Raw genomic sequence first — 22998 nt, 5'->3', positions numbered from 1 at the left:
TCCGGTATTGAATAAAACTCGTATATTTGCACGCAATAAATTCAAAACGCATTAAGCCCTATGTCATTTATTGCAGATAAAATTGTAATGGACGGATTGACTTACGATGATGTATTGTTAATCCCAGCCTATTCTGAAGTTTTACCCAAAACAGTCGAACTCTCGACTAAGTTCTCACGCAACATCGAGTTAAAAGTACCTTTTGTGACTGCCGCCATGGATACAGTCACTGAGGCTAAAATGGCTATTGCCATCGCTCGTGAAGGCGGTATCGGTGTTATTCATAAAAACATGTCTATAGAAGAGCAGGCACGTCAGGTAGCTATCGTGAAACGTGCTGAGAATGGTATGATTTATGATCCCGTAACTATTAAGAGAGGTTCTACCGTGAGAGATGCTTTGGCGCTGATGGCTGAGTATAGAATCGGTGGTATTCCTGTAGTGGACGATGAAAGATATTTGGTCGGTATTGTCACCAATCGTGACCTTCGTTTTGAGAAAGATATGGATAAGCGTATCGATGAAGTAATGACGAAAGATAATATTGTTACTACCAACCAGACTACCGATATGGAAGCTGCTTCACAAATTTTGCAGGAACATAAGATTGAGAAGTTGCCTGTAGTGGACAAAGATGGTAAACTGGTAGGCTTGATTACTTATAAGGATATTACAAAGGCAAAAGATAAACCAATGGCTTGTAAAGATGCCAAAGGAAGACTGCGTGTGGCTGCCGGTGTCGGTGTGACGGTGGATACACTCGACCGTATGCAGGCTTTGGTGGATGCCGGTGCCGATGCTATTGTTATCGATACAGCTCATGGACATTCCAAGTATGTTATTGAGAAATTGAAAGAAGCAAAGAAACGCTTCCCGAACATTGATATTGTAGTAGGTAATATCGCAACCGGAGAAGCTGCAAAAGCATTGGTTGAAGCCGGTGCAGATGCAGTGAAAGTTGGTATCGGTCCGGGTTCCATCTGTACAACCCGTGTAGTTGCCGGTGTGGGCGTTCCTCAGTTGTCTGCTGTGTATGACGTGGCTAAGGCCTTGAAGGGTACAGGTGTTCCTTTGATTGCCGATGGTGGCTTACGTTATTCGGGAGATGTCGTAAAGGCTCTGGCTGCCGGTGGATATAGTGTAATGATTGGTTCATTGGTTGCCGGAACAGAAGAATCTCCGGGTGATACTATCATCTTCAATGGTCGTAAGTTTAAGTCATATCGCGGTATGGGTTCTTTGGAAGCGATGGAGAATGGTTCTAAAGACCGTTACTTCCAAAGTGGAACTTCCGATGTGAAGAAATTGGTGCCGGAAGGTATTGCTGCACGTGTTCCTTACAAAGGTACTTTGTACGAAGTAATCTATCAGTTGGTAGGTGGTTTGCGTGCAGGTATGGGATATTGTGGCGCAGCTAATATTGAGAAACTGCATGATGCCAAATTTACTCGTATTACTAACGCCGGTGTATTGGAAAGCCATCCGCATGATGTAGCTATCACTAGTGAGGCTCCTAATTACAGCCGTCCTCAATAAAATGAAAAAATAATGCCGCGTTATTTGCTCGGTGTTCTCTTGCTTCTCCTTGTGTCTGTGTCCGAAATGCAGGCGCAAGGAGATGTCGTGTTGTATATTGAGGGTAAGCCTGTCTATCGTTCCGAATTCGAGTATTATTATCGAAAAGCTCCCAAGCAGACTCCCGAGGCTTATTTACCTGCTTTTATCAATTATAAACTGAAGGTAAGATACGCTATGGATAGTGGTTTGGACACTGTCTCTGCTTTTCGCAGGCAACTTTCGTTTTATGAAGGTCGTTTGGTGAAATCGTATGTGGTGGATGCCGGTATGGAGGAACAGGAAGCCCGTTTTATTTATGAACGGAACAAACAGCGACTTCAAACGAATGATTGGGTGAGGATCGCTCATATCAGTAAATATTTGCCTCAAAATGCGACTCCGGCCGCAGAACAGGCGGCGCAAGCTGTAATGGATTCTATTTATTCAGCGTTGCGGAGTGGGGCTGATTTTTCGTTGTTGGCACGCCGTTATTCAGACGATGCAGACAGCCGGCAAGTCGGAGGCTTGTTGCCTTGGATGCCTGTCAATAAGAACATGCAGGAATGGGTGAATAAATTGACAGTGCTGGAAAAGAACAAAATCTCGGTTCCTTTTTATTCTCCTTTAGGTCTTCATATCGTCAAGTGGGTAGAGCGTAAGCCTTTTGCCTCATATCACGACAAAAAGGAGGAAATACAAGCATATATGGAGCATGGAGGAGTTTGCTCTTCTTCGGTCAGAAAAGATGTTTTAGCCCTTTACCGGTCAGGGGCTTTGGCCGGGAAATATCCCGATTGGGCGTTACGTTTGCAAGAGGTACATGATGGTTTATTGGTTTCTTATCTCACGCGGAAGTATCAGGAGACAGAATATGCTTGTTCCGAAGCCGACTTGGAACACTATTTCAAGCAGCATAAATCGGATTATGCTTGGGATTTGCCTCGATATAAAGGAGCTGTTATTCATTGCAGGAATAAGAAAATGGCTTCTGTCATTAAGAAATATTTAAAGAAAAAGCCGATGGAGGAGTGGAAATCCGCTTTGGAAAAGTTGATGATGCACACGGCGGTTCCGCAAGCAAGCATAGAAGTGGGCGTATTTATTATAGGGAAGAATCAATATGTCGATAAATTAGTTTTTAAGTGTGGAAGTTTTGAACAAGTTCCCGGTTTTTCTTATACCTTTGTGATGGGTAAGAAATTGAAAAAGGGACCGGAGAGCTATTTGGATGTAAAAGAATCGGTAATCCGTGATTATCAGGCTATACATGAGGACTCTTGGATGAAAGAATTGAAACGAAAATATAAGGTTGAAATTAACCAAGAGGTTTTAAAAACAGTTAATAATAACGGAAGTAATTAATTATTGCAGTATCTTCGTTCACTATTTTAATGCTTTATGAGTATCGTGAAAAACTGGGGAGTAATACTTGTGATTGCCGCTGCCATGACTGGATGCGGTCAGGAGCATAACCATAAAGGAAAAACTCCTTTGGTGGAAGTGTCCGGCGAATTTCTGTATAAGGAAGATTTGCAGGCGGCTCTTCCTCTCAATATATCGAAGGATGATAGTGTATTGTTTGCCGAACACTATATCAGGAACTGGATAGAGGATGCGCTGCTGTTTGATAAGGCGGAGGGGAATATTCCCGATAATGATAAAATCTCCAAACTGGTGGAAAATTATCGCCGTGCATTGATTATGCACACTTATCAAGAGGAGTTGGTGAATCAGAAATTGGCAAACGATATCAGTGAAGAGGAAATAAATGCTTATTATGAAAAGAACAAAGAACTGTTCCGGTTGGACAATCCATTGGTCAAAGGGCTTTTTATAAAGGTTCCTCTCAGTTCTCCTGATTTGGGAAATGTGCGGGTGTGGTATCGGAAGAATAATCAGGACGTTATTGAAAAATTGGAGAAGTATAGTTTGCGTAATGCAGTGAGTTATGATTATTTTTATGACCGTTGGACATCTGTGCCCGATGTGGCTGCCAAGATACCTTTGAAGGTGCTTGATACGGATGCAAACTATTTGGATAAAAATAGAAATGTAGAAGTCAAGGACACGGCCTTTTGCTATTTCTTACATATAGAAGATTTCTTGGGCAAGGATAAACAAAAGCCGTTGGACTTTGCCAGAGATGAAATAAAAGAGATTTTAATTAATCTGAAGCGTGTGGAATTTATTAACAAGGTGAAAGAGGACTTGTATCAACGGGCTTCGGATAGAAACAAGATTATTTATTATTATTTGAATTCAGATGAATAAATTGATGTGTACTAAAGTTTATGCACTGTTACTGATGCTGTTCGCTGCTGTTTCTGTATATGGACAAGACAACGTTATAGACGAAGTTGTGTGGGTGGTAGGCGATGAGGCTATCCTTAAATCTGACGTAGAAAGTGAGCGGTTGAATGCTCAGTATGAAGGACGCAAGTTTGACGGAGATCCGTATTGTATTATTCCTGAACAGCTTGCTGTTCAGAAGTTGTTCCTTCACCAGGCAGCTATCGATAGTATTGAAGTTTCTGAACAGGAAGTGATTGGTCAAGTGGAAAGACGTACCAATTGGCTAATCGAACAAGTAGGAGGTTCTAAAGAGAAATTGGAAGAGTATTATAATAAGACTTCTACCCAGATACGCGAAATGCTTCGTGAGAATATCCGCGATGGCTTGACTGTGCAGAAAATGCAACAGCATATTGTGGGGGAGATTAAGATAACTCCTGCCGAAGTGCGCCGTTATTTTAAGGATTTGCCGCAAGACAGTATTCCTTTTGTTCCCACTCAGGTGGAGGTGCAGATTGTGACATTGGAACCTAAAATTCCGTTGGAAGAAGTAGAGCGTGTGAAGAAAACTTTGCGTGACTATACAGATGGTATTAATTCCGGTAAAATGTCATTTGCCACATATGCCCGTTTTTATTCTGAAGATCCCGGAACGGCGCGTCGTGGCGGTGAGCTTGGCTTTATGGGCAAAGGAGAATTGGTGCCCGAATATGCCAATGTCGCTTTTAACTTGCAGGATCCTAATAAGGTTTCAAAGATTGTAGAAACTGAGTTTGGTTTTCACATTATCCAATTGATTGAAAAACGCGGTGACCGTATTAATACCCGCCATATTTTGTTGAAGCCGAAAGTGGAGGAAAAAGACTTGGAGGCAGCTTTAGTTCGTTTGGATTCTATTGCTGATGACATCCGCAACCAGAAATTTACTTTTGATGATGCTGCTACTTATATTTCTCAGGATAAGGATACAAAGAATAACCATGGTTTGATGGCTAACAAGAATACCGGTACGGCGCGTTTTGAAATGCAGGACTTGGCACAAGTTTCTCAGGAAGTGGCCAAGATGGTGGAAAATATGAACGTAGGTGAGATATCAAGAGCATTCACTATGATAAACGATAAAGGAAAAGAGGTGTGCGCCATTGTAAAGCTGAAAAGTCGTATTAACGGACATAAGGCGACCATTTCGGAAGACTATCAGCGGCTGAAGGCTATCGTCATGGAAAAACGTAGTGAAGATAAGCTTGAAAAGTGGATCAAAGAAAAGCAAAAACATACCTATGTGCGTATTAATGAGAAGTGGCAGAAATGTGATTTTAAATATCCGGGTTGGATAAAAGAATAAATGTAGTATATTGAACCGTATGCTTGAAAAAAGAAAAAAAAATAACTCTTCGAGCAGGCATAGGATACTTTTGTTTAGTGTCCTGTGCCTGTTTGTCTTTTGCTTGTTGGCTCAGGTTAATCCCACTAAAAAGGCTGAACCGAAGCCTGCCAAGAGTAAAGTGTATCTGTTGCATTCCGATGTATTGAAAAAAAGTCCTTTAAATCCTGACCCTGATGCACAGATATTGGTTGGAAATGTGACTTTTCGCCATGATAGTGTTTATATGTATTGTGACAGTGCCTGCTTTTATGAAAAGACCAATTCGCTGGAGGCTTTTGATAATGTAAAAATGGTGCAGGGAGATACGCTGTTTTTGTATGGGGATTATCTTTTTTATGATGGAAACACACAGATAGCCCAAGTGCGCAATAATGTGCGCATGGAGAACAAGAATACTACATTGCTGACCGATAGTCTGAACTATGACCGTATTTATAACCTTGGTTATTATTTCGATGGCGGTACGCTGATGGATGAAGAAAACGTGTTGACTTCGGAATGGGGAGAGTATAGTCCTGCTACTAAACAGTCGGTTTTTAATTATGATGTGAAACTTGTAAATCCTAAGTTTACATTGACTTCGGATACTTTGCGTTATAATACAGCCAGTAAGATTGCCAATATTGTAGGTCCGTCGGATATCGACAGTGATAATAACCATATTTATTCGGAATTGGGTTTCTATAATACCCAGATTGGTCAGGCAGAGTTACTCAATCGTTCTGTATTAACCAATGAAGGCAAGCAGTTGACGGGTGACAGTTTGTTTTATGACCGTGTGAAAGGATATGGAGAAGCTTTTGACAATGTATTGTTTAACGATACCATTAATAAAAACATGCTTACCGGTGACTATTGTTATTACAATGAACTGACTAAATATGCCATTGCGACCCAAAAGGCGGTGGCGGTAGATTATTCACAGGGCGATAGTTTATTTATGCATGCCGATACGTTGCAGATGTATACTTTTAATCTGAATACAGATTCCACCTTCCGTGAAACAAGAGCATATCATAAAGTGCGCATGTACCGCACGGATGTGCAGGGAGTATGTGATTCACTAGTCTTTTCGTCTAAAGACAGTTGTCTGACTATGTATTATGATCCGATTCTTTGGAATAATAATCAGCAGTTGTTGGGTGAGGAAATTATGATTTACATGAATGACAGTACTATTGATTGGGCCCATATTCACAATCAGACTCTATCTGTCGAAAAATTGGATTCTGTTAATTATAATCAGGTAACAGGAAAAGATATCAAGGCATATTTCAAGAATGGAGAGATGCATCAGGTAGATGTTATCGGTTCGGTTCGTGTTGTTTATTATCCGATGGAGAGCGACAGCACATTGATTGGCATGAATGTATCGGAGACAAGCCTTTTGAATATATATTTGGAAAACCGGAAAATGAAAAAGATGGTCATGAGTCCGAAATCAAATGGTACTCTTTATCCGATGCTTCAACTTCCACCCGATAAAATGAAACTGGAAAATTTTAATTGGTTTGACTATATTCGTCCGCTCAACAAAGAGGATATTTTTAACTGGCGCGGAAAGAAAGCCGGGCAGGAGTTAAAGAAGAGTAATCGAGGTGCCGCGCCTCTGCCAAATCAGGACTTGTTTAATAAAAAGAAGAAATAACTATGGGAATGTTTAAAATGGAAAAACCTCGTCGTTTCAACCACCAATACATATATGTGGATGAACGCAAAGAGAAATTGCAGAAGATGGAAGAGAATGCCAAGCGTGACTTGGGTATGCTTCCTCCGAAAGAGTTTTCTCCCGAAGACATTCGTGGAAAGTTTATTGAAGGAACCAAGCACTTGAAGCGCAGAAAAGAGAGTGGACGCAAGCCATTGACTTATGGGGCTTTGTTTATAGCTATTGGTATTTTACTTTTTATCCTGCACTATCTGGTGACCGGAGAATTAAGTTTTTAATGAATCATTCGTAGTTGTATTATGAGCGATATCATACGTTTGCTGCCGGACTCTGTTGCTAATCAAATAGCGGCAGGAGAGGTGATACAGCGTCCCGCGTCTGTTATAAAAGAATTGGTGGAGAATGCCATTGATGCCGGAGCGCAACATATAGATGTACTGGTAACGGATGCCGGAAAGAGTTCTATTCAAGTGATAGACGATGGTAAAGGGATGTCCGAAACTGATGCACGTCTGTCTTTTGAACGCCATGCAACTTCTAAGATACGGGAAGCGGCTGATTTATTTGCTTTGCGGACAATGGGATTCCGTGGAGAGGCTTTGGCTTCTATTGCGGCGGTGGCACAAGTAGAGTTGCGCACGTGTGTAGAAGGAGAGGAGTTGGGCACCAAACTGGTTATTGCCGGTTCTAAGGTGGAAAGCCAGGAAGCCATATCATGTCCTAAGGGTAGCAATTTTTGTGTGAAAAATCTGTTTTTTAATGTACCGGCACGGCGTAAATTCCTAAAATCCAATCAGACGGAGTTGAGTAATATATTGACTGAGTTTGAACGCATTGCGTTGGTCAATCCCAATGTGTCTTTTACTTTGTATCATAATGATGCCGAGTTGTTTAATCTCCCTGCCATTCAGTTGCGTCAACGTATAATGGGTGTGTTTGGAAAGAAAATAAATCAGGATCTTTTGTCACTTGATGTGGATACTACCATGGTACGTGTTTCGGGTTTTGTTGGTCGGCCGGAAAGTGCCCGTAAGAAAGGAGCTCGTCAATACTTCTTTGTAAACGGACGCTATATGCGCCATCCTTATTTCCATAAAGCTATTATGGATGCATACGAGCATCTGATACCGGTGGGTGAGCAAGTATCTTATTTTATTTACTTTGATGTGGACCCCGGCAATATTGACGTAAATATTCATCCTACCAAGACAGAAATCAAATTTGAAAATGAACAGGCCATTTGGCAGATATTGGCAGCAGCTGTCAAAGAAACATTAGGTAAATTCAATGCTGTCCCTTCTATTGATTTTGATACGGAAGGTATGCCGGATATCCCTGCATTCGAGAGTTCTCCTTATGCCGGAATACAGCCGCCGAAAACAACTTATAATCCGGATTACAATCCTTTTAATACGTCTGCTGTGCCTCCTTCTTCTTACTCCTCAAAACCTAGTCGTGATTGGGAACAATTATATGAGGGCTTGGAGCATCATTCGTCGGCGCAACATATACAGAAGTCTTACCCGGATGATGGGGATTATTTTACGGCAGCTTCAATGGAGCAACCGGTTACTCCTACCTTGTATGATCATTCGGAAGAGGCGGCAATGGGAGAGAAATCATCTCAACATTATCAGTTTAAGGGACGCTTTATTCTTACTTCCGTTAAATCTGGTTTGATGATTATCGATCAGCAACGGGCACATATTCGCATTCTTTATGATCAATACCTGGAACAGATAACACGTCGACAGGGAGCATCGCAGGGCATGTTATTTCCTGATATTGTACAATTCCCGGTTTCGGAAGTACCTGTATTGCAGGAAATCATGGAAGATTTGTCATACTTGGGCTTTGAACTGACTGATTTGGGAGGTGGCAGTTATGCCATTAACGGCATACCTTCGGGCATTGAAGGTTTAAATCCGGTGGAACTGATTCAGAGTATGGTTCATACTGCTATGGAGAAGGGAGGTAAAGTGAAAGAAGAAGTACAGAGTAATCTGGCTTTGACATTGGCCAAAGCTGCGGCTATTGTGCCGGGACAGGTTTTGACGAATGAAGAGATGAATGGCCTGGTGGATGGGTTGTTTGCTGTAGCTACTCCTAATTATACTCCTGACGGTAAAACCGTATTGTCCGTACTTCAGGAGGATGAACTGGAAAAGCTTTTTAAATAGATGTGATAAAAGATAAGAGGGGTGCCAAAAGTAAAATGGTCTGTCAAATTGTTAACAGTAGGGGCAGGGTTTGCTTGCCCGAACCAACGGTCACTACCTTGGGAGTAATACACAAGGCAAGTTGTTTTCGGGCGAGCGAACCTCGCCCCTACTAGTAAAATGACAGTATCATCCACGTTTTGGCACACCCTCTTTGGCTTACCTTTTTTAAGGCAGAGTATTATTGGGCTTCGATAATTACACGACGGTTGAATGCCGGAGGAGTCAATGTATTAACACCGCCCATACCGCTAATAATCATGTTACTCTTGTTTACACCAAGTTTAACCAATTCGTTTGCAACTGTATTTGCACGGTCTTCACTCAATTGTTTATTCCATGATGCACTACCTGTGTCGCTGTCGGCATAACCGGTTACTTTCAGTTTGATGCCCGGATTGTCTTTTACTAAGTTGGCAATCTGTTGCAAGTTGACTGTGCTGTTTTGAGGCAGAGTAGCAGAACCAATTTGGAAGAATACAGACTGCGGAACCGGAGTCAGCTGGTTGACGGTAACTTGTTCTGTAACAACTTCGTTAGGAGTATTTGCAAGTTGAGCCTTCAACTGACGGTTTTGTTCGATTTGTTGAGCCAAAGCTGCATTGATAGCATCCATTTGGGATGCTGTAAGGGCCATCATTGCATCCACGTCAGGAGCAGGTTTGAAACCTCTTTGCGGAAACTTATAGGTCACACCGACTGATGCCCCCAACATAACGTCCAATCCTTTGTTCAGAGTTTTGCCATCAAACTTGTTTTCAGCTCCCATACCATAAAGCTCCAAGTTTAAATCCCATGCATCTGCTACATGGAAGGTATTAATCAAACCGAAGTTGAATGCCAATGAATTAAGGTGAGGTTTGTCATAAGAATGAGCGAAACCGAAACCTACGAATGGGACGGCATCATATATACGGTCAGGATTATAACCGGCAAGCATATTGCTGATGTTGAACAAGATATCACCATGTAAGTTCATATAGTTGAACTTATCCTGATAGTATCCTTCGCTCAGCATATGAGGCTTGGAGTATGCAGAAGGTTCGCTTGAAAAACTCTTTGACTGCAAACCGCTATACTGCAGACGCAATCCTAATCCGGGAGTGAACCATTTGCCAATAGACACATTCAGAGCGGGAGCGATACGTTTGCCGAATTTGCCCAGGTCGGATTGGTCACCGAATAATACTTGTGCACCGCCTCCTACAGAGAAGAACCAATTATCAAAAAAACGATTGGTTTCCACTTTGTACTTATCTACCGGAACCTCCATAACATCTACGCTTTCGCTGACGATAGCATTTTGTGATTTGTTGCTCTGCTGCGCGAACGTTGCAGAACTGATACTGGCAATTGCCAGTGCAAACATTAATTTTTTCATACTCATTTCTATTAGTTAAATTATTGTTTAGGTATATCTTCCCAATTTCAACTAAATAACATGAGCGTTGAAAAAAAGTTTGTGCAGCTTGAATATTTAATATTTTTTTATGAAAGAAGGCTAAAAAGGTACTGCGATTCAGTGCTGTGTTCTGCATCAAAGCAGAATCCTTCCCAGTTGAAGCTTTTTAGCTCTTCAGGCTTTTCAATGCGGTTTTTGATGATATAGCGTGTCATTTCTCCTCTACACATTTTAGTATAAATAACGACAGTCGTTAATTTCCCTTTTTTCCAAACCTGAAATTCGGGTGTAATTACGCGTACCTGTTGTTCTATACGTTTCCAGTCGAAAAGGTCTTTCATTTCGTTGCTGGCAAGGTTGACCAATGTGCCTCCTTGTGCTTTGATGGATTTGATGAACTCATCCGTCAATATTGGTTTCCAATAATCAAACATAGATATTCCTTCATGTTCTGGCAGTCTGACATCTCCTTCCAATCTATAATTCTTTATCAGGTCAAGCGGACGAAGTAATCCATATAAAAAGGAAGTGATACGCAGATGATCTTGTACGTATTGAAAATCTTCTGCTGTAAAGTCTTGAGGACAGATACGTTTGAATACTATGCCTGTATAGGCTAACAAGGCAGGAAGAGCTTTGTTTGCTTCCGAACAGAAATCTTGAAACCGGAGATAATTTTCGGCTGCTATTTTACTGTTTACCCGTAACAGGCGTTCTAGTTCTTCGGCAGAGAACCTGGACATACCAAGTGCGTGCTGAATGGCTTCAGCTTGAAATTGTGGTGTGCCGGTGGTAGGGACTTCTACTTTAGAATGATCCGTCATTGTCTTGGCACACGAAATAAAAGTCATCATAGGCTAAAAAATGATATTTCAGTCGGCAAATATAGGAAAAACAGATATATTTGTCTTCATTATATCGTAAATTAAATATTCAGAATTATGAAAATGAAAAAGTTAGGATTATTATTGATGTTGTTATGCGCTAGCTTTGCAATGCATGCACAGGAATTGAAGAAGGGAGATAAGTTACCTGATTTTCAGTTGAAATCATCAGTCTATGGAGATGTTTCATCTGCCGATTTAAAGGGTAAGGTGGTATTGGTCAGTTTATTTGCCACTTGGTGCGGCCCATGCCAGTTGGAACTTGCAGAAGTACAAAAGATGCTTTGGCCTAAATATAAAGATAATAAAGACTTTGTATTGTTGGTGATTGGTCGCGAACATACGGATGAACAACTGAAGGCTTATAATGAGCGTAAGAAATTTACTTTCCCGTTGTATCCTGACCCTAAGCGGGAAGTTTTTTCACTTTTTGCAGAAAAATCTATCCCTCGTACGTATTTGTTTAATAAGGAAGGAGAAGCAATCTATACTTCTATTGGATATGAAAAAGAGGAGTTTAATCATTTGATGAATACCATTGAAGAAGCGTTGAAGTAGTCAAAAGCTATTATTGAAACTAATTTTAATTCTAATACTTATGAAACTCAAATCACTTATTGTCGTTTTGTTGTGCATTGTTGTGTGTAGCTCCTGTGAACAGCCGCCGATAGAAGCGTATGCCGTGCTTCCTCAGCCGCAAGAGATTAATTATGTTCAGGGCTTTGTGAAGTTGAAGGATAAGCCGATGGTTGTTTATTCTAATGAATTGTCTAATGAGGCTTTGTTGCTGGCTTCCTATTTGAAGAATGATTTTGCAGTGGAAGTCACTTTGGAGGAAGGGAAAGACAAAGGAGATGTTATTCTTTTATTGGATTCGACCGTTTTACCTGATAAAAAAGGTGGATATGTATTGGAAGCTGCCGGAAGCCGGATTACAATTAAGGCTTCTACTCCCGAAGGAGTGTTTAACGGTGTGCAGACTTTGCGCCAGATTATTAAAGAAAGAGAAGGACGCCTGACAGTTCAAAAAGCTTTGGTGACGGATTATCCGGCTTTTTCCTGGCGTGCTTTCATGTTGGATGAAGGTCGGTATTTCAAAGGTAAAGAAGTTGTCCTCAATCTGTTGGATAGAATGGCAGAACTGAAGATGAACGTATTTCATTGGCATTTGACAGATGATCAGGGATGGCGTATTGAAATCAAGAAATATCCGAAATTGACAGAGGTCGGTGCTTTCCGTGACTCTTCAGAGATTAACCATTTCCACAGCAATGTGTTTGATGGCAAGCCTCATGGTGGTTTTTATACTCAGGATGATATCAAAGAGGTAGTGGATTATGCTGCCAAACGCCATATTATGATTGTTCCTGAAATAGAGATGCCGGGACATGCCAGTGCTGCTATTGCTTCTTATCCATGGTTGGGAACTACCGGAAAGCAGATTAAGGTGCCTTGTAACTTTGGGGTACATTACAATGCTTATAATGTGGCTGATCCTCGTGTTATCCAATTTCAGGAAGATGTATTGGAGGAAGTAATTGCATTATTCCCTTCTCCGGTTATTCATATCGGTGGAGATGAATTACGATATAATGCTTGGAAGGAATCACCGATGGTACGCAATTATATGAAGCAGAACAAGATAACTTCACCGGGTGGCTTGCAGGTCTTTTTTACAAATAACATTTCTAATTTCTTGGCTTCTAAAAACCGTCACATGATGGGATGGAATGAAATTACGGGAGCTCAGGTAAATGATTATCAAAGAGACGGAAGTGGTGCTTCACAACAGCAATTGGCTCCTGGCACAATTGTTCATTTCTGGAAAGGGGAGCCTGAATTGATTAAAGAAACTATTGAGAAAGGATATGATATCGTTAACTCTTATCATATATATACTTATCTGGACTATGATTATGAATCTATTCCTTTGCAAAAATCGTATGAATTCAATCCGATTCCTGAGGGACTGACAGAGGCTCAGCAAAGTAAAGTGTTGGGTATCGGTTGCCAAATGTGGGGTGAATTTATTCCTACGGTTGAAAGTATGAATAAAAAGATTTATCCGCGTCTTGCTGCATATGCCGAAGTGGGTTGGACAAATCCATCCAATAAGGATTTTGATCGTTTCCGTAACTCGTTGAATTCATTTATCGGGCATTGGGAAAAGCTGGGTATTCAATTGGGTGAGTGGAAGTAATAAAAAAGTGGGGTTGTGTCTAAACGTTGATGATGCTGTCATTTGGCTAGTAGGAGCGAGGTTCGTTCGTCCGAAAACAGTTTGCTTGGTGTATTACTTCCAAGGTTGTGACCGTTGGTTCGGGCAGGTAAACCTTGCCCCTACAGTTGAGGTTTGATAGACCGGTTTAGTTTTGACACACCCCCGTTTCTTGTGAGAGTGCCCGATAGGGCTAGAGTGAATTAATCTATTTATAAGAAATCCATTTAATCATCTCTTTTAGTGTCGGCTTTTTGCCATACATCAGGATACCTACACGATATATTTTTCCTGAAATCCAGATGAGTGCAAGTGCTGAGGCATAGAGCAGGCAAAGCGAAAGAATAATTTGCCAGGTCGGTGCATCCAGCGGAACACGTACCATCATGACGATAGGCGAGGTAAATGGGATGAGAGAACACCAGAAAGCCAGCGGACCGTCCGGGTTGTCGCCACTATAGATACCGGCGTAAAGGGAGAACACCATCAGTATCATAATGGGAGTCATAAACTGTTGCGAATCTTCCATGGCATTGATAGAGGCTCCGATAGCAGCAAAGATGGAGGCATAAATCAGGAATCCGCCGATGAAATTCAGGGTAAAGAGGGTTCCGAGTTTCAGCAGATTCAGGTTTTGTAAGGCACTAATCATGCCTTCGGCACCTTTTAGAATGGCTGCATCTCCACCGAAAGTATTGTCGGCGATACCCAAAAGTACAACAAGCAGAATACCCCATATCAGCAGTTGGGTAATGCCTACCAGACCGATACCGATAATCTTGCCAAGCATCAGTTGAAGCGGCTTGACCGATGATACCATTAACTCGACAATGCGGCTTGTCTTTTCTTCCATGACACTCTGCATCACCATGCCTCCATAAGACATAACGAACATATAGATAAGGAAGGTAAGTATCATACCAACGGCTACCGCAATGCCGGCATTTGATTCGTTTGCACTGCCGTCTTCACTCCATTTGATGGTACGTGCACTGTATCTCTTATCAAAATCCTGCATGATATTTTGTAATTCGGGGATATTGTAACTTGTCAGTTTATCGTGTCTGATTTGTTCATTCAGCGTATTGTTTACCAATGACAACAAACCCTTAGTCACTTCTTTGCGCGAATAGATGGCGGCTGCTGTGGGATTTTGAATCAGGTCTTCGGTAATTTCCACTACGGCGTCTATGCGGGTAGTATCACTTCGGTATTCGGGCAACATTTCTTGTCCGGCGATGAAATGATAAGATTCATCATCCTTGAATTGTCCGATGTACTTTTGTGTGTGGTCAATGATTACTACTTGTTTAACTTCATCGCTTTTCACCGTCGACAGCAGTGCAGGAACAAAAATGAGAGCTGCAAAGATGAACGGCATCAGGATGGTAAGAAGAATAAATGATTTCTTACTTACTCGGTTCAGAAATTCACGCTGTATAATGATTAATATCTTGTTCATGGCTTTGGGCATTTAGTGTTTATCCAAACCTTCTACCGTACGTATGAATATTTCATTCATGGAGGGCAGGCATTCGGTAAAGGAGATTATTTCGGTTTGTTGGGCTATTTGGGTCAGTAATGCCGAGTTGGACATATCCTGTTGCTTTTGTAGGGTATATCGGATTTCCTCTTCGGTGGGCTGACTGTCTACAATCTCAAACAGAGGGGATTCTTTCAAGGGTTGTCCTTTCGGAGTGCTTAAGATATAGGTATTGGCTTTGAAACGAGAACGCACCTCTTTCACATTCCCTTGCAACACCACTTCAGAATGGTTGATGAGTGCAATATTGTCACATATCTCTTCCACCGAAGCCATGTTGTGCGTGGAGAAGATGATGGTATGTCCTTCTTTCTTCAGCTCCAGTATTTCACGCTTCAGCAGTTCGGCGTTCACAGGGTCGAAGCCGGAGAACGGTTCGTCAAATATCAGTAATTGGGGTTTATGCAGTATAGTGATGATAAATTGTACTTTTTGCTGCATCCCTTTGGACAGCTCTTCCAATTTCTTGTTCCACCACGGAGTGATTTCAAACTTTTCAAACCATAGCTTCAGTCGTGAAGTGGCTTCTGCTTTGCTGAGACCTTTCAATTGAGCCAGGTAGATAGCCTGTTCGCCCACTTTCATCTTCTTGTATAATCCGCGTTCTTCGGGTAGATAACCGATATGATAAATATCTTCGGCTTGCGACAGGTGTCCGTTGAAGCGTACTTCTCCCGAATCGGGGGCCGTGATGCGGTTGATGATGCGGATGAGTGTGGTTTTGCCGGCACCGTTCGGCCCCAGCAATCCAAAGATTTGTCCTTCGGGGACCTGAATGCTGACACCATTCAGCGCAGTGTGGTTGGCAAAGCGTTTGACCACTTGATGCGTTTCTAAGAAAAAGTTATTCATAGCTTTTGATGTTTGTTGTTTTGTTGAATCAAAATGTCAACGTTATGTTTGTTTTGGTTAACTCGTGGCAAAGTTATGGATTTTTTCTTATAACTATAAGTGAAAAAGGGAAAATAATTAGGTTGATTCGGATTTATCTCAAGAAGAAATAGTTATCTTTACTTTTGCAGAATCCTAAAGACAATCAGTATGGAATAGAGAATTTATTCCATCGGCATACAGAATTTCGAGAGCCTTCGCCAAGACGGTTATCATTTCAACTTCAAGACTCCCGGCATCTACAATCGGGGTGAATGGGCGGCGAGGCATGCGAAGGGGAAACCATTCATCTCGAAATGCCGATGAATAGGACAAAAACGGATGGGGGAAGGGGGAAATTCCTGTTTTGAAGAGAGGGGCACGGCTTCAAAGTGTACGTTGTTGGAGCTGTTGATGTAAGATAAAATAGGTTAACTTTTTTTTGTTGCGAAGAACAGCGTGACGGTTTATTTTTTAGCTTTGTTCATATATTAACTTTAAATATAATGATGTATGAAAAAGATTGTAGTTTTATTTGCTTTATTTCTAATTCTTGGTGCAAATATTTATTGGGATTGTATTGATTCAACAGGAAACTTGTCAGAACTTCAACTAGCAAATATTGAAGCTTTAGCAAGTGGCGAAAGTGGAGCTTCCAATACGGGACCTAGAGAAGAAAAAAAATGTTATGGCGGCGGACATAAAATGGTGTGTCGTTCCATTAACTCCGAATCATGTACTGACTCTGATTGTTATTAACTTCTTTTTTTACGCCTTTGTATTAATACTGAGCAGAATTTGGACAAGACAATTAAAGCCTTATCTAAATTATTCATTAATGATTGTGCTTGTTAAAAATGAAAAATAGAATTATACAGATATTTCTACTAGGATTATTATCAGCTTGTTCTGGGAATAAAGATTCTGTTGAAACAGTTCCTTTAAATTGTGATGTATATAAAATAACAATACCTCTTGATGAAGCTTATTATGATTCCGTCACTAGTCACATTGCAGACACTTCATTCGTTGTTCTGAACGAAGGAAACAACATCATGTTCTCTTGTGCCGACAAAATAATAGAATACAATAACAAATATTATATCCTAGACCAAAGCGCATTACGAACTGTTGTATCCTTTAAAAAGGATGGTACTCCAATATTAGTCCCATAGTAGTATCTTATCAAAAAAAGAGGGTGTGTCAGATTGAAGACACACCCTCTTTTTATTTATTGGGAAGGATTATTTATAATCCTGCCAGCTCTTGATTTGAATATCCTTTTCGCTCATTTCGCAGAATGCTTCAATGAAAGCACTTGCCAGGCGGGCGTTGGTAATCAAAGGAATATTGTGGTCGATTGCTCCGCGACGAATCTTATAACCGTTAGTCAACTCACGTTTAGAATGGTTCTTCGGAATATTGACAATCAGGTCGAACTTGTGTTCGGCAATCATCTTCATTACATTATTCTCTGCATCGGGACGTTCATCAGGCCAGTAAACAGGAATAGTGTTTACTCCGTGTGCATTCAGGAAAGTAGCAGTTCCGGCAGTTGCATAAATCTCGTATCCCTTATTTGCCAACATACGGCTGGCTTCCAGCAAATCTACTTTAGACTTGGTAGCACCCGACGAGAACATAACTGATTTTGTAGGAATTTTAAATCCTACGGCGATCAGTGAATTCAGCAAGGCTTCATGGAAGTCATCACCGATACAACCTACTTCACCGGTTGAAGACATATCTACACCCAATACCGGGTCTGCCTTGTGCAGGCGTGAGAATGAGAACTGAGAAGCTTTTACACCAATCCAGTCAATGTCGAATGCCGACTTGTCCGGTTTGCTGTATGGAGCATCCAGCATGATGCGGGTGGCTGTTTCAATAAAGTTACGTTTCAATACCTTGGAAACGAACGGGAATGAACGTGAGGCACGCAGGTTACATTCAATCACTTTTACTTCATTGTTCTTAGCCAGGAACTGCATATTGAACGGACCGGAAATATTCAATTCTTTGGCTATGCGGCGACCGATTTTCTTAATGCGGCGGGCTGTTTCGAAATAAATCTTCTGAGCCGGGAATACCAAGGTTGCATCACCCGAGTGTACACCTGCGTATTCAATATGTTCTGATATGGCATATTCCACTACCTCACCGTTTTGGGCTACAGCGTCAAATTCTATTTCTTTGGTGTCTTGCATGAACTGTGATACGACTACCGGATATTCTTTAGAAACTTCCTTGGCCATCTGCAAGAATTCTTTTAATTCGTCTTCGTTATAGCATACATTCATGGCAGCGCCCGAGAGCACGTATGAAGGACGAACCAACACCGGATAACCTACTTTGTTGACGAACTCTTCCATCTCTTCCAGGCTGGTCAATTCCTTCCAAGCCGGTTGGTCAATGCCCAATTGGTCGAGCATAGCCGAGAATTTATGACGGTTTTCCGCACGGTCGATAGAAAGAGGTGAAGTTCCCAATACAGGTACTGACTGACGATGTAATTTCATAGCCAGGTTGTTAGGAATCTGTCCGCCTACCGATACAATGACACCACCCGGTTGTTCCAGGTCAATCACGTCAAGTACACGTTCGAATGAAAGTTCGTCAAAGTACAGACGGTCACACATGTCATAGTCGGTAGAAACCGTTTCAGGGTTATAGTTAATCATGATTGATTTGTAACCCAATTTACGTGCTGTCTGTACAGCGTTTACAGAACACCAGTCAAATTCTACAGATGAACCGATGCGGTAAGCCCCCGAGCCTAATACAACCACTGACTTTTCGTTCTTATAATAATTGACATCATAACCTGTGGTAGCGTATGTCATATACAGGTAATTGGTCAGTTCGGGATGTTCGGATGCGACGGTATTGATACGTTTCACAGCCGGAAGAATACCTAATGCTTTACGATGAGCTCGTACGGCCAGATTCTCTTTTTCCATGTTGCCATTGGATTTCAGTACGAAACGTGCAATCTGGAAGTCGGAGAACCCTAACACTTTAGCTTGGCGAAGTACATCTTCGGGCAGATCCTCAATCTTATTATAAGTGGAAAGTTTGATTTTGTAGTCAACGATATTTTTCAGTTTGCCCAAGAACCACGGGTCAATCTTGGTCAGTTCATGGATACGTTCAATGCTGTATCCTTCTTCCAATGCAGAAGCGATGGAGAAGATGCGGAGGTCTGTCGGGTTAGCCAGTTCCTCATCCAGATTCTCGAATTTAGTATGGTCGTTACCCACGAAACCGTGCATGCCCTGACCGATCATACGAAGACCTTTCTGAATGATTTCCTCGAAAGAACGTCCGATAGACATGATTTCACCTACCGACTTCATGCTGGAACCGATCTGACGTGATACACCGGCAAATTTTGTTAGATCCCAACGGGGAATTTTACAAATCAGGTAATCCAATTGGGGAGCTTCGTATGCTGAGTTAGGAGTACCCATCTCGCCAATCTGGTCTAATGTGTAGCCCAAAGCGATTTTAGCGGCAACGAATGCCAAGGGGAAACCGGTGGCCTTGGAAGCCAGTGCGGAAGAACGGCTCAGACGCGCGTTTACTTCGATGACACGGTAGTCGTTGGTATCTGCATTGAAAGCATATTGGATGTTACATTCACCCACAATACCCAAGTGACGGATACATTTTGTAGACAATTCTTGCAGCATGGTGACTTGTTCTTCTGTCAGAGAGCAAGTAGGAGCTACCACGATAGACTCACCGGTGTGGATACCCAGCGGGTCGAAGTTTTCCATGCTTGCTACTGTGAAACAATGATCATTAGCATCGCGGATTACTTCGAATTCAATTTCTTTCCAACCTTTCAATGACTCTTCAACCAGGATCTGTTTAGAGAATGCGAATGAGCTTTCTGCTAATTTGATGAAAGCTTCTTCGTCCGGACAGATACCGCTACCCAAACCGCCCAATGCGTAAGCAGAGCGTACCATAACAGGATAACCGATTTCGCGGGCAGCCTTCAGAGCCTCTTCCATGCTTTCCACAGCGTGGCTCTTCGGGGTTTTCATCGGAATTTCATCCAGCTTTTTTACGAATAAATCACGGTCTTCAGTGTACATGATGGCTTCTACGGAAGTACCCAGTACTTCTACACCATATTTCTTTAATGTACCGTTCAGATAAAGCTCAGTACCGCAGTTCAGTGCAGTCTGACCACCGAAAGCCAATAAGATACCGTCCGGTTGTTCTTTCTTAATAATTTCTTCAACAAAGAAGGGAGTAACAGGAAGGAAGTACACTTTGTCGGCAATACCTTCCGAAGTTTGAATAGTTGCGATGTTAGGATTTACCAACACCGAGTGAATGCCTTCTTCGCGCAATGCTTTCAGCGCTTGTGAACCTGAGTAATCAAACTCTCCTGCCTGGCCGATTTTGAGGGCACCCGAACCCAATACCAGGACTTTCTTTAAATCCTTTTTCATTGAAAGTTTCTTTTTATAATAGTTGTTTTAATGTCGCTAAAATATAAAAAAAATGCGTCCATCCTCGTGAGAGGACTAACGCATTTGCTTTATGTCTATATTATCTTTGTTCCTGTAGGATACATAGCATCTTTAAATTTTGTGCAAAGTAACTACTAATTTCTAAGATAACAAAATAAATCAGGCTCTTTGTCAATGCAGATTGAGATAAAAAATGAGAAATCATCTTTCTTTTGTATATTTATTCGATATTATCAGAGTCGGCGTAACGCAATAAGAAAGAATAACCGGTTTTATTCGTATCTATCAGAGTAATGTCTTTCAGCCTGCCGTCTTGCAAGAAACTATAGTCGTATGTATAGTAAGTGTCTTCTATGATATTTTCACTTCGTTTGCCTAAAATGCCTGCCATTTGTCCCAATGTGTTTACCACGTTTATATAATTGGGTCGTTCGTCAATCCATTGTGCCAGCGTGTTCAGGTCAAGGCTGTAGTCATTAGCAATGGTGGATATTTTGTAATCACTGTTGTAAGTTCCTCTTGGTGTGGAAGTCATAGAGGTCAGGTTCTTTTTGTTCCATTGGTATTCAAGCACTATTCCGTTATTATTACTGCTTTTCAGATATCCTTCATTATTATATGAATAGGTGATGGGACTGTCCTGATTGGAAAATTTGCACACATAGCTGCGGCCATTCTCTAAAGTGGTGGTTATTTCTACTAATGGAGAGTTTTCTGAAGAGTAATTATAGCTTATGTGTGAATTATCTCCATAGGAATAGTTTATAGTGGTTAATGGAGCATTGCCACGCACACCGGTTAGGCGTTTGTCTTTGTCATAAGTAAAGTCAAGGTCGCCTTCATAGCTTATGACATCGGTGATTTTATATACTCTTATTCCGGTAATGATTTTTGATGGAGCAGAAGGCTTTTTGTCATCGTCATCGGAACATGCAGCGAGAAATGCGCCTGCAACAGAGATAAATAGAGCTAGTTTAATGGTTGGTCTTAGTTTATTCATAACAATTATTATATGTGAAATACAGATTCAAAGTTAAGTTATTGTGCTAGAATATTCCTATCTTTGCGTAATTTTTAATATAAGATAATATTTAAGAGGTATGGGAAAAGAAAAAATCATATTGACAGGTGACCGTCCTACCGGAAGGTTGCACATCGGTCATTACGTAGGTTCATTGAAACGCCGGGTGGAACTTCAGAACTCCGGATTGTATGATAAGACTTTTATTTTTATAGCAGACGCACAGGCTTTGACTGATAATATTGATAATCCTGAAAAGGTTCGCCAGAATGTTATTGAAGTGGCACTTGACTATATGGCTGTCGGCTTGGACCCGACTAAGTCTACTATATTCATTCAGTCCCAGATTCCTGAACTTTGTGAGCTGACTTTCTATTATATGGATTTGGTTACCGTATCTCGTCTGCAACGTAACCCTACGGTGAAAACAGAAATACAGATGCGTAATTTCGAGACTAGTATTCCTGTCGGTTTTTTCACTTATCCTATTAGTCAGGCAGCCGATATCACGGCATTCAGGGCTACAACCGTGCCGGTGGGTGAAGATCAGGAACCAATGATTGAGCAGACGCGTGAAATCGTCCGTCGGTTCAATCATATTTATGGTGATACGCTGGTAGAACCGGAAATCCTGTTGCCTGACAATGCTGCTTGTCTGCGGTTGCCGGGTACGGACGGAAAGGCAAAAATGAGTAAATCGTTGGGCAACTGCATTTATCTCTCCGATACTGCCGATGAAGTGGAAAAGAAAGTGAAGGGTATGTACACTGACCCGACCCATATCAAAGTATCCGACCCGGGTAAACTTGAGGGTAATACTGTCTTTACTTATTTGGATGCTTTCTGTAAACCTGAGCATTTTGAACGTTATTTATCTGATTATCCTAACCTGGATGAATTGAAAGCACATTATACGCGTGGCGGTTTGGGGGATATGAAGGTGAAGAAATTCCTGGCAGCTATCATGCAGGAGGAGCTGACTCCCATTCGTGAACGCCGCAAAGAGTTTGAAAAGGATATTCCTGCTATTTATGAGATGTTGCGTAGAGGATGTGAAACAGCTCGTGCAACTGCGGCGGAAACATTGGATGATGTACGCAAAGCGATGAAGATAAATTATTTCGATGATGCGGAACTGATTGCTGAACAAGCTAAGCGTTTCGGACAAGAATAAAAAAGTGTCTTTTATATATATATGGAGTAAAGCCCGCAATTCTTATCTTGAAAAGGTTGTGGACTTTACTTTTTTTATTTCTTGTTAATCAGTTTGTTAGCTGCTTTATTGAAAAATAAATGAAAAAATAATAGGAGAAAAGTTTGCAGTTATCAAAAAAAACCATACCTTTGCAACGCTTTTGAAAACAAGAGGCAACGGGCGTTTAGCTCAGCTGGTTCAGAGCATCTGCCTTACAAGCAGAGGGTCGGCGGTTCGAATCCGTCAACGCCCAC

17 protein-coding genes and 1 tRNA gene are annotated in these 22998 nt (G+C 41.5%); 12 read left to right on the top strand and 6 right to left on the bottom strand.

Annotation, left to right across the window (positions count from 1 at the left end; all coding sequences use genetic code 11):
- Positions 1-60: 60 nt before the first annotated feature.
- Genes guaB through mutL form a run of 7 tightly spaced genes read left to right on the top strand, consistent with a single transcriptional unit; the run spans position 61 to position 9085 of the window.
- A complete protein-coding gene (guaB, locus tag HMPREF1534_RS07455; RefSeq protein ID WP_005941314.1) occupies positions 61-1536 on the top strand; it encodes an IMP dehydrogenase in 1476 nt (491 codons plus the stop codon).
- Positions 1537-1548: 12 nt separating this feature from the next.
- The gene (locus HMPREF1534_RS07460) at positions 1549-2919 is read left to right on the top strand and encodes a peptidylprolyl isomerase (RefSeq protein WP_005941312.1); all 1371 of its coding nucleotides are present in this window, start codon (positions 1549-1551) and stop codon (positions 2917-2919) included.
- A 36-nt stretch (positions 2920-2955) separates the two neighbouring features.
- Entirely contained in the window at positions 2956-3828 is an 873-nt protein-coding gene (locus HMPREF1534_RS07465; protein ID WP_005941310.1) for a peptidyl-prolyl cis-trans isomerase, read from the top strand.
- Positions 3829-3832: 4 nt separating this feature from the next.
- Complete coding sequence (locus tag HMPREF1534_RS07470; RefSeq protein WP_005941308.1) at positions 3833-5194, top strand: peptidylprolyl isomerase; 1362 nt, start codon at positions 3833-3835, stop codon at positions 5192-5194.
- Positions 5195-5213: 19 nt separating this feature from the next.
- Positions 5214-6884, top strand: a complete 1671-nt coding sequence (locus tag HMPREF1534_RS07475) for an OstA-like protein (RefSeq protein ID WP_005941307.1) — start codon at positions 5214-5216, stop codon at positions 6882-6884.
- 2 nt (positions 6885-6886) lie between these two features.
- On the top strand, positions 6887-7183 hold the full coding sequence (locus HMPREF1534_RS07480) for a hypothetical protein (RefSeq protein ID WP_005941306.1): 297 nt from the start codon (positions 6887-6889) through the stop codon (positions 7181-7183).
- Between the two features lie 21 nt (positions 7184-7204).
- Entirely contained in the window at positions 7205-9085 is a 1881-nt protein-coding gene (mutL, locus tag HMPREF1534_RS07485) for a DNA mismatch repair endonuclease MutL (RefSeq protein WP_005941305.1), read from the top strand.
- A 220-nt stretch (positions 9086-9305) separates the two neighbouring features.
- Here mutL and HMPREF1534_RS07490 read toward each other — a convergent pair whose 3' ends face one another.
- Together HMPREF1534_RS07490 and yaaA are read right to left on the bottom strand one after the other, a co-directional pair.
- On the bottom strand, positions 9306-10505 hold the full coding sequence (locus HMPREF1534_RS07490; RefSeq protein ID WP_005941304.1) for an OmpA family protein: 1200 nt from the start codon (positions 10503-10505) through the stop codon (positions 9306-9308).
- 107 nt (positions 10506-10612) lie between these two features.
- Positions 10613-11380: a peroxide stress protein YaaA gene (gene yaaA / locus HMPREF1534_RS07495; RefSeq protein ID WP_005941303.1), complete on the bottom strand. Its 768-nt coding sequence runs from the start codon at positions 11378-11380 to the stop codon at positions 10613-10615.
- Between the two features lie 87 nt (positions 11381-11467).
- Between yaaA and HMPREF1534_RS07500 the strand changes: the two genes are divergently transcribed.
- Together HMPREF1534_RS07500 and HMPREF1534_RS07505 are read left to right on the top strand one after the other, a co-directional pair.
- Positions 11468-11968 carry a TlpA family protein disulfide reductase gene (locus HMPREF1534_RS07500; RefSeq protein WP_005941302.1) on the top strand — a complete coding sequence of 167 codons (501 nt, stop codon included), beginning with the start codon at positions 11468-11470 and terminating at the stop codon, positions 11966-11968.
- 40 nt (positions 11969-12008) lie between these two features.
- Positions 12009-13610, top strand: coding sequence for a beta-N-acetylhexosaminidase (locus tag HMPREF1534_RS07505; RefSeq protein ID WP_005941301.1), 1602 nt, complete (start codon positions 12009-12011; stop codon positions 13608-13610).
- A gap of 226 nt (positions 13611-13836) precedes the next feature.
- Here the strand turns inward: HMPREF1534_RS07505 and HMPREF1534_RS07510 are convergent, their stop codons facing one another.
- Positions 13837-15090 (bottom strand): ABC transporter permease, encoded by a 1254-nt coding sequence (locus tag HMPREF1534_RS07510; protein WP_005941300.1) that lies wholly within the window; start codon positions 15088-15090, stop codon positions 13837-13839.
- 12 nt (positions 15091-15102) lie between these two features.
- Complete coding sequence (locus HMPREF1534_RS07515) at positions 15103-16023, bottom strand: ABC transporter ATP-binding protein (protein ID WP_005941299.1); 921 nt, start codon at positions 16021-16023, stop codon at positions 15103-15105.
- Positions 16024-16554: 531 nt separating this feature from the next.
- On the opposite strand from HMPREF1534_RS07515, the gene HMPREF1534_RS07520 reads away from it, so the two are divergent.
- Complete coding sequence (locus HMPREF1534_RS07520) at positions 16555-16800, top strand: NVEALA domain-containing protein (RefSeq protein WP_005941296.1); 246 nt, start codon at positions 16555-16557, stop codon at positions 16798-16800.
- Positions 16801-17285: 485 nt separating this feature from the next.
- Here HMPREF1534_RS07520 and carB read toward each other — a convergent pair whose 3' ends face one another.
- Positions 17286-20507, bottom strand: coding sequence for a carbamoyl-phosphate synthase (glutamine-hydrolyzing) large subunit (gene carB, locus HMPREF1534_RS07530; protein WP_005941291.1), 3222 nt, complete (start codon positions 20505-20507; stop codon positions 17286-17288).
- A 241-nt stretch (positions 20508-20748) separates the two neighbouring features.
- Positions 20749-21528 (bottom strand): hypothetical protein, encoded by a 780-nt coding sequence (locus HMPREF1534_RS07535; protein ID WP_005941286.1) that lies wholly within the window; start codon positions 21526-21528, stop codon positions 20749-20751.
- A gap of 100 nt (positions 21529-21628) precedes the next feature.
- Between HMPREF1534_RS07535 and trpS the strand changes: the two genes are divergently transcribed.
- Together trpS and HMPREF1534_RS07545 are read left to right on the top strand one after the other, a co-directional pair.
- On the top strand, positions 21629-22723 hold the full coding sequence (gene trpS / locus HMPREF1534_RS07540) for a tryptophan--tRNA ligase (RefSeq protein WP_005941284.1): 1095 nt from the start codon (positions 21629-21631) through the stop codon (positions 22721-22723).
- 199 nt (positions 22724-22922) lie between these two features.
- Positions 22923-22997: transfer RNA gene (locus HMPREF1534_RS07545), tRNA-Val, on the top strand.
- Position 22998 lies beyond the last annotated feature (1 nt).

This window comes from Phocaeicola massiliensis B84634 = Timone 84634 = DSM 17679 = JCM 13223 (assembly GCF_000382445.1).
In the GTDB taxonomy this organism is placed as follows: domain Bacteria; phylum Bacteroidota; class Bacteroidia; order Bacteroidales; family Bacteroidaceae; genus Phocaeicola; species Phocaeicola massiliensis.
This window is presented reverse-complemented; position numbering and strand designations above follow the sequence as displayed.

What these genes read in the sequence shown, in the direction of transcription:
- HMPREF1534_RS07480 (WP_005941306.1), top strand. Translation starts at nt 6,887, where the DNA reads ATGGGAATGTTTAAAATGGAAAAACCTCGTCGTTTCAACCACCAATAC.
- HMPREF1534_RS07510 (WP_005941300.1), bottom strand. Translation starts at nt 15,090, where the DNA reads ATGAACAAGATATTAATCATTATACAGCGTGAATTTCTGAACCGAGTA.
- mutL (WP_005941305.1), top strand. Translation starts at nt 7,205, where the DNA reads ATGAGCGATATCATACGTTTGCTGCCGGACTCTGTTGCTAATCAAATA.
- HMPREF1534_RS07500 (WP_005941302.1), top strand. Translation starts at nt 11,468, where the DNA reads ATGAAAATGAAAAAGTTAGGATTATTATTGATGTTGTTATGCGCTAGC.
- HMPREF1534_RS07470 (WP_005941308.1), top strand. Translation starts at nt 3,833, where the DNA reads ATGTGTACTAAAGTTTATGCACTGTTACTGATGCTGTTCGCTGCTGTT.
- guaB (WP_005941314.1), top strand. Translation starts at nt 61, where the DNA reads ATGTCATTTATTGCAGATAAAATTGTAATGGACGGATTGACTTACGAT.
- HMPREF1534_RS07460 (WP_005941312.1), top strand. Translation starts at nt 1,549, where the DNA reads ATGCCGCGTTATTTGCTCGGTGTTCTCTTGCTTCTCCTTGTGTCTGTG.
- HMPREF1534_RS07515 (WP_005941299.1), bottom strand. Translation starts at nt 16,023, where the DNA reads ATGAATAACTTTTTCTTAGAAACGCATCAAGTGGTCAAACGCTTTGCC.
- HMPREF1534_RS07475 (WP_005941307.1), top strand. Translation starts at nt 5,214, where the DNA reads ATGCTTGAAAAAAGAAAAAAAAATAACTCTTCGAGCAGGCATAGGATA.
- HMPREF1534_RS07490 (WP_005941304.1), bottom strand. Translation starts at nt 10,505, where the DNA reads ATGAAAAAATTAATGTTTGCACTGGCAATTGCCAGTATCAGTTCTGCA.
- HMPREF1534_RS07465 (WP_005941310.1), top strand. Translation starts at nt 2,956, where the DNA reads ATGAGTATCGTGAAAAACTGGGGAGTAATACTTGTGATTGCCGCTGCC.
- HMPREF1534_RS07535 (WP_005941286.1), bottom strand. Translation starts at nt 21,528, where the DNA reads ATGAATAAACTAAGACCAACCATTAAACTAGCTCTATTTATCTCTGTT.
- HMPREF1534_RS07520 (WP_005941296.1), top strand. Translation starts at nt 16,555, where the DNA reads ATGAAAAAGATTGTAGTTTTATTTGCTTTATTTCTAATTCTTGGTGCA.
- yaaA (WP_005941303.1), bottom strand. Translation starts at nt 11,380, where the DNA reads ATGATGACTTTTATTTCGTGTGCCAAGACAATGACGGATCATTCTAAA.
- carB (WP_005941291.1), bottom strand. Translation starts at nt 20,507, where the DNA reads ATGAAAAAGGATTTAAAGAAAGTCCTGGTATTGGGTTCGGGTGCCCTC.
- HMPREF1534_RS07505 (WP_005941301.1), top strand. Translation starts at nt 12,009, where the DNA reads ATGAAACTCAAATCACTTATTGTCGTTTTGTTGTGCATTGTTGTGTGT.
- trpS (WP_005941284.1), top strand. Translation starts at nt 21,629, where the DNA reads ATGGGAAAAGAAAAAATCATATTGACAGGTGACCGTCCTACCGGAAGG.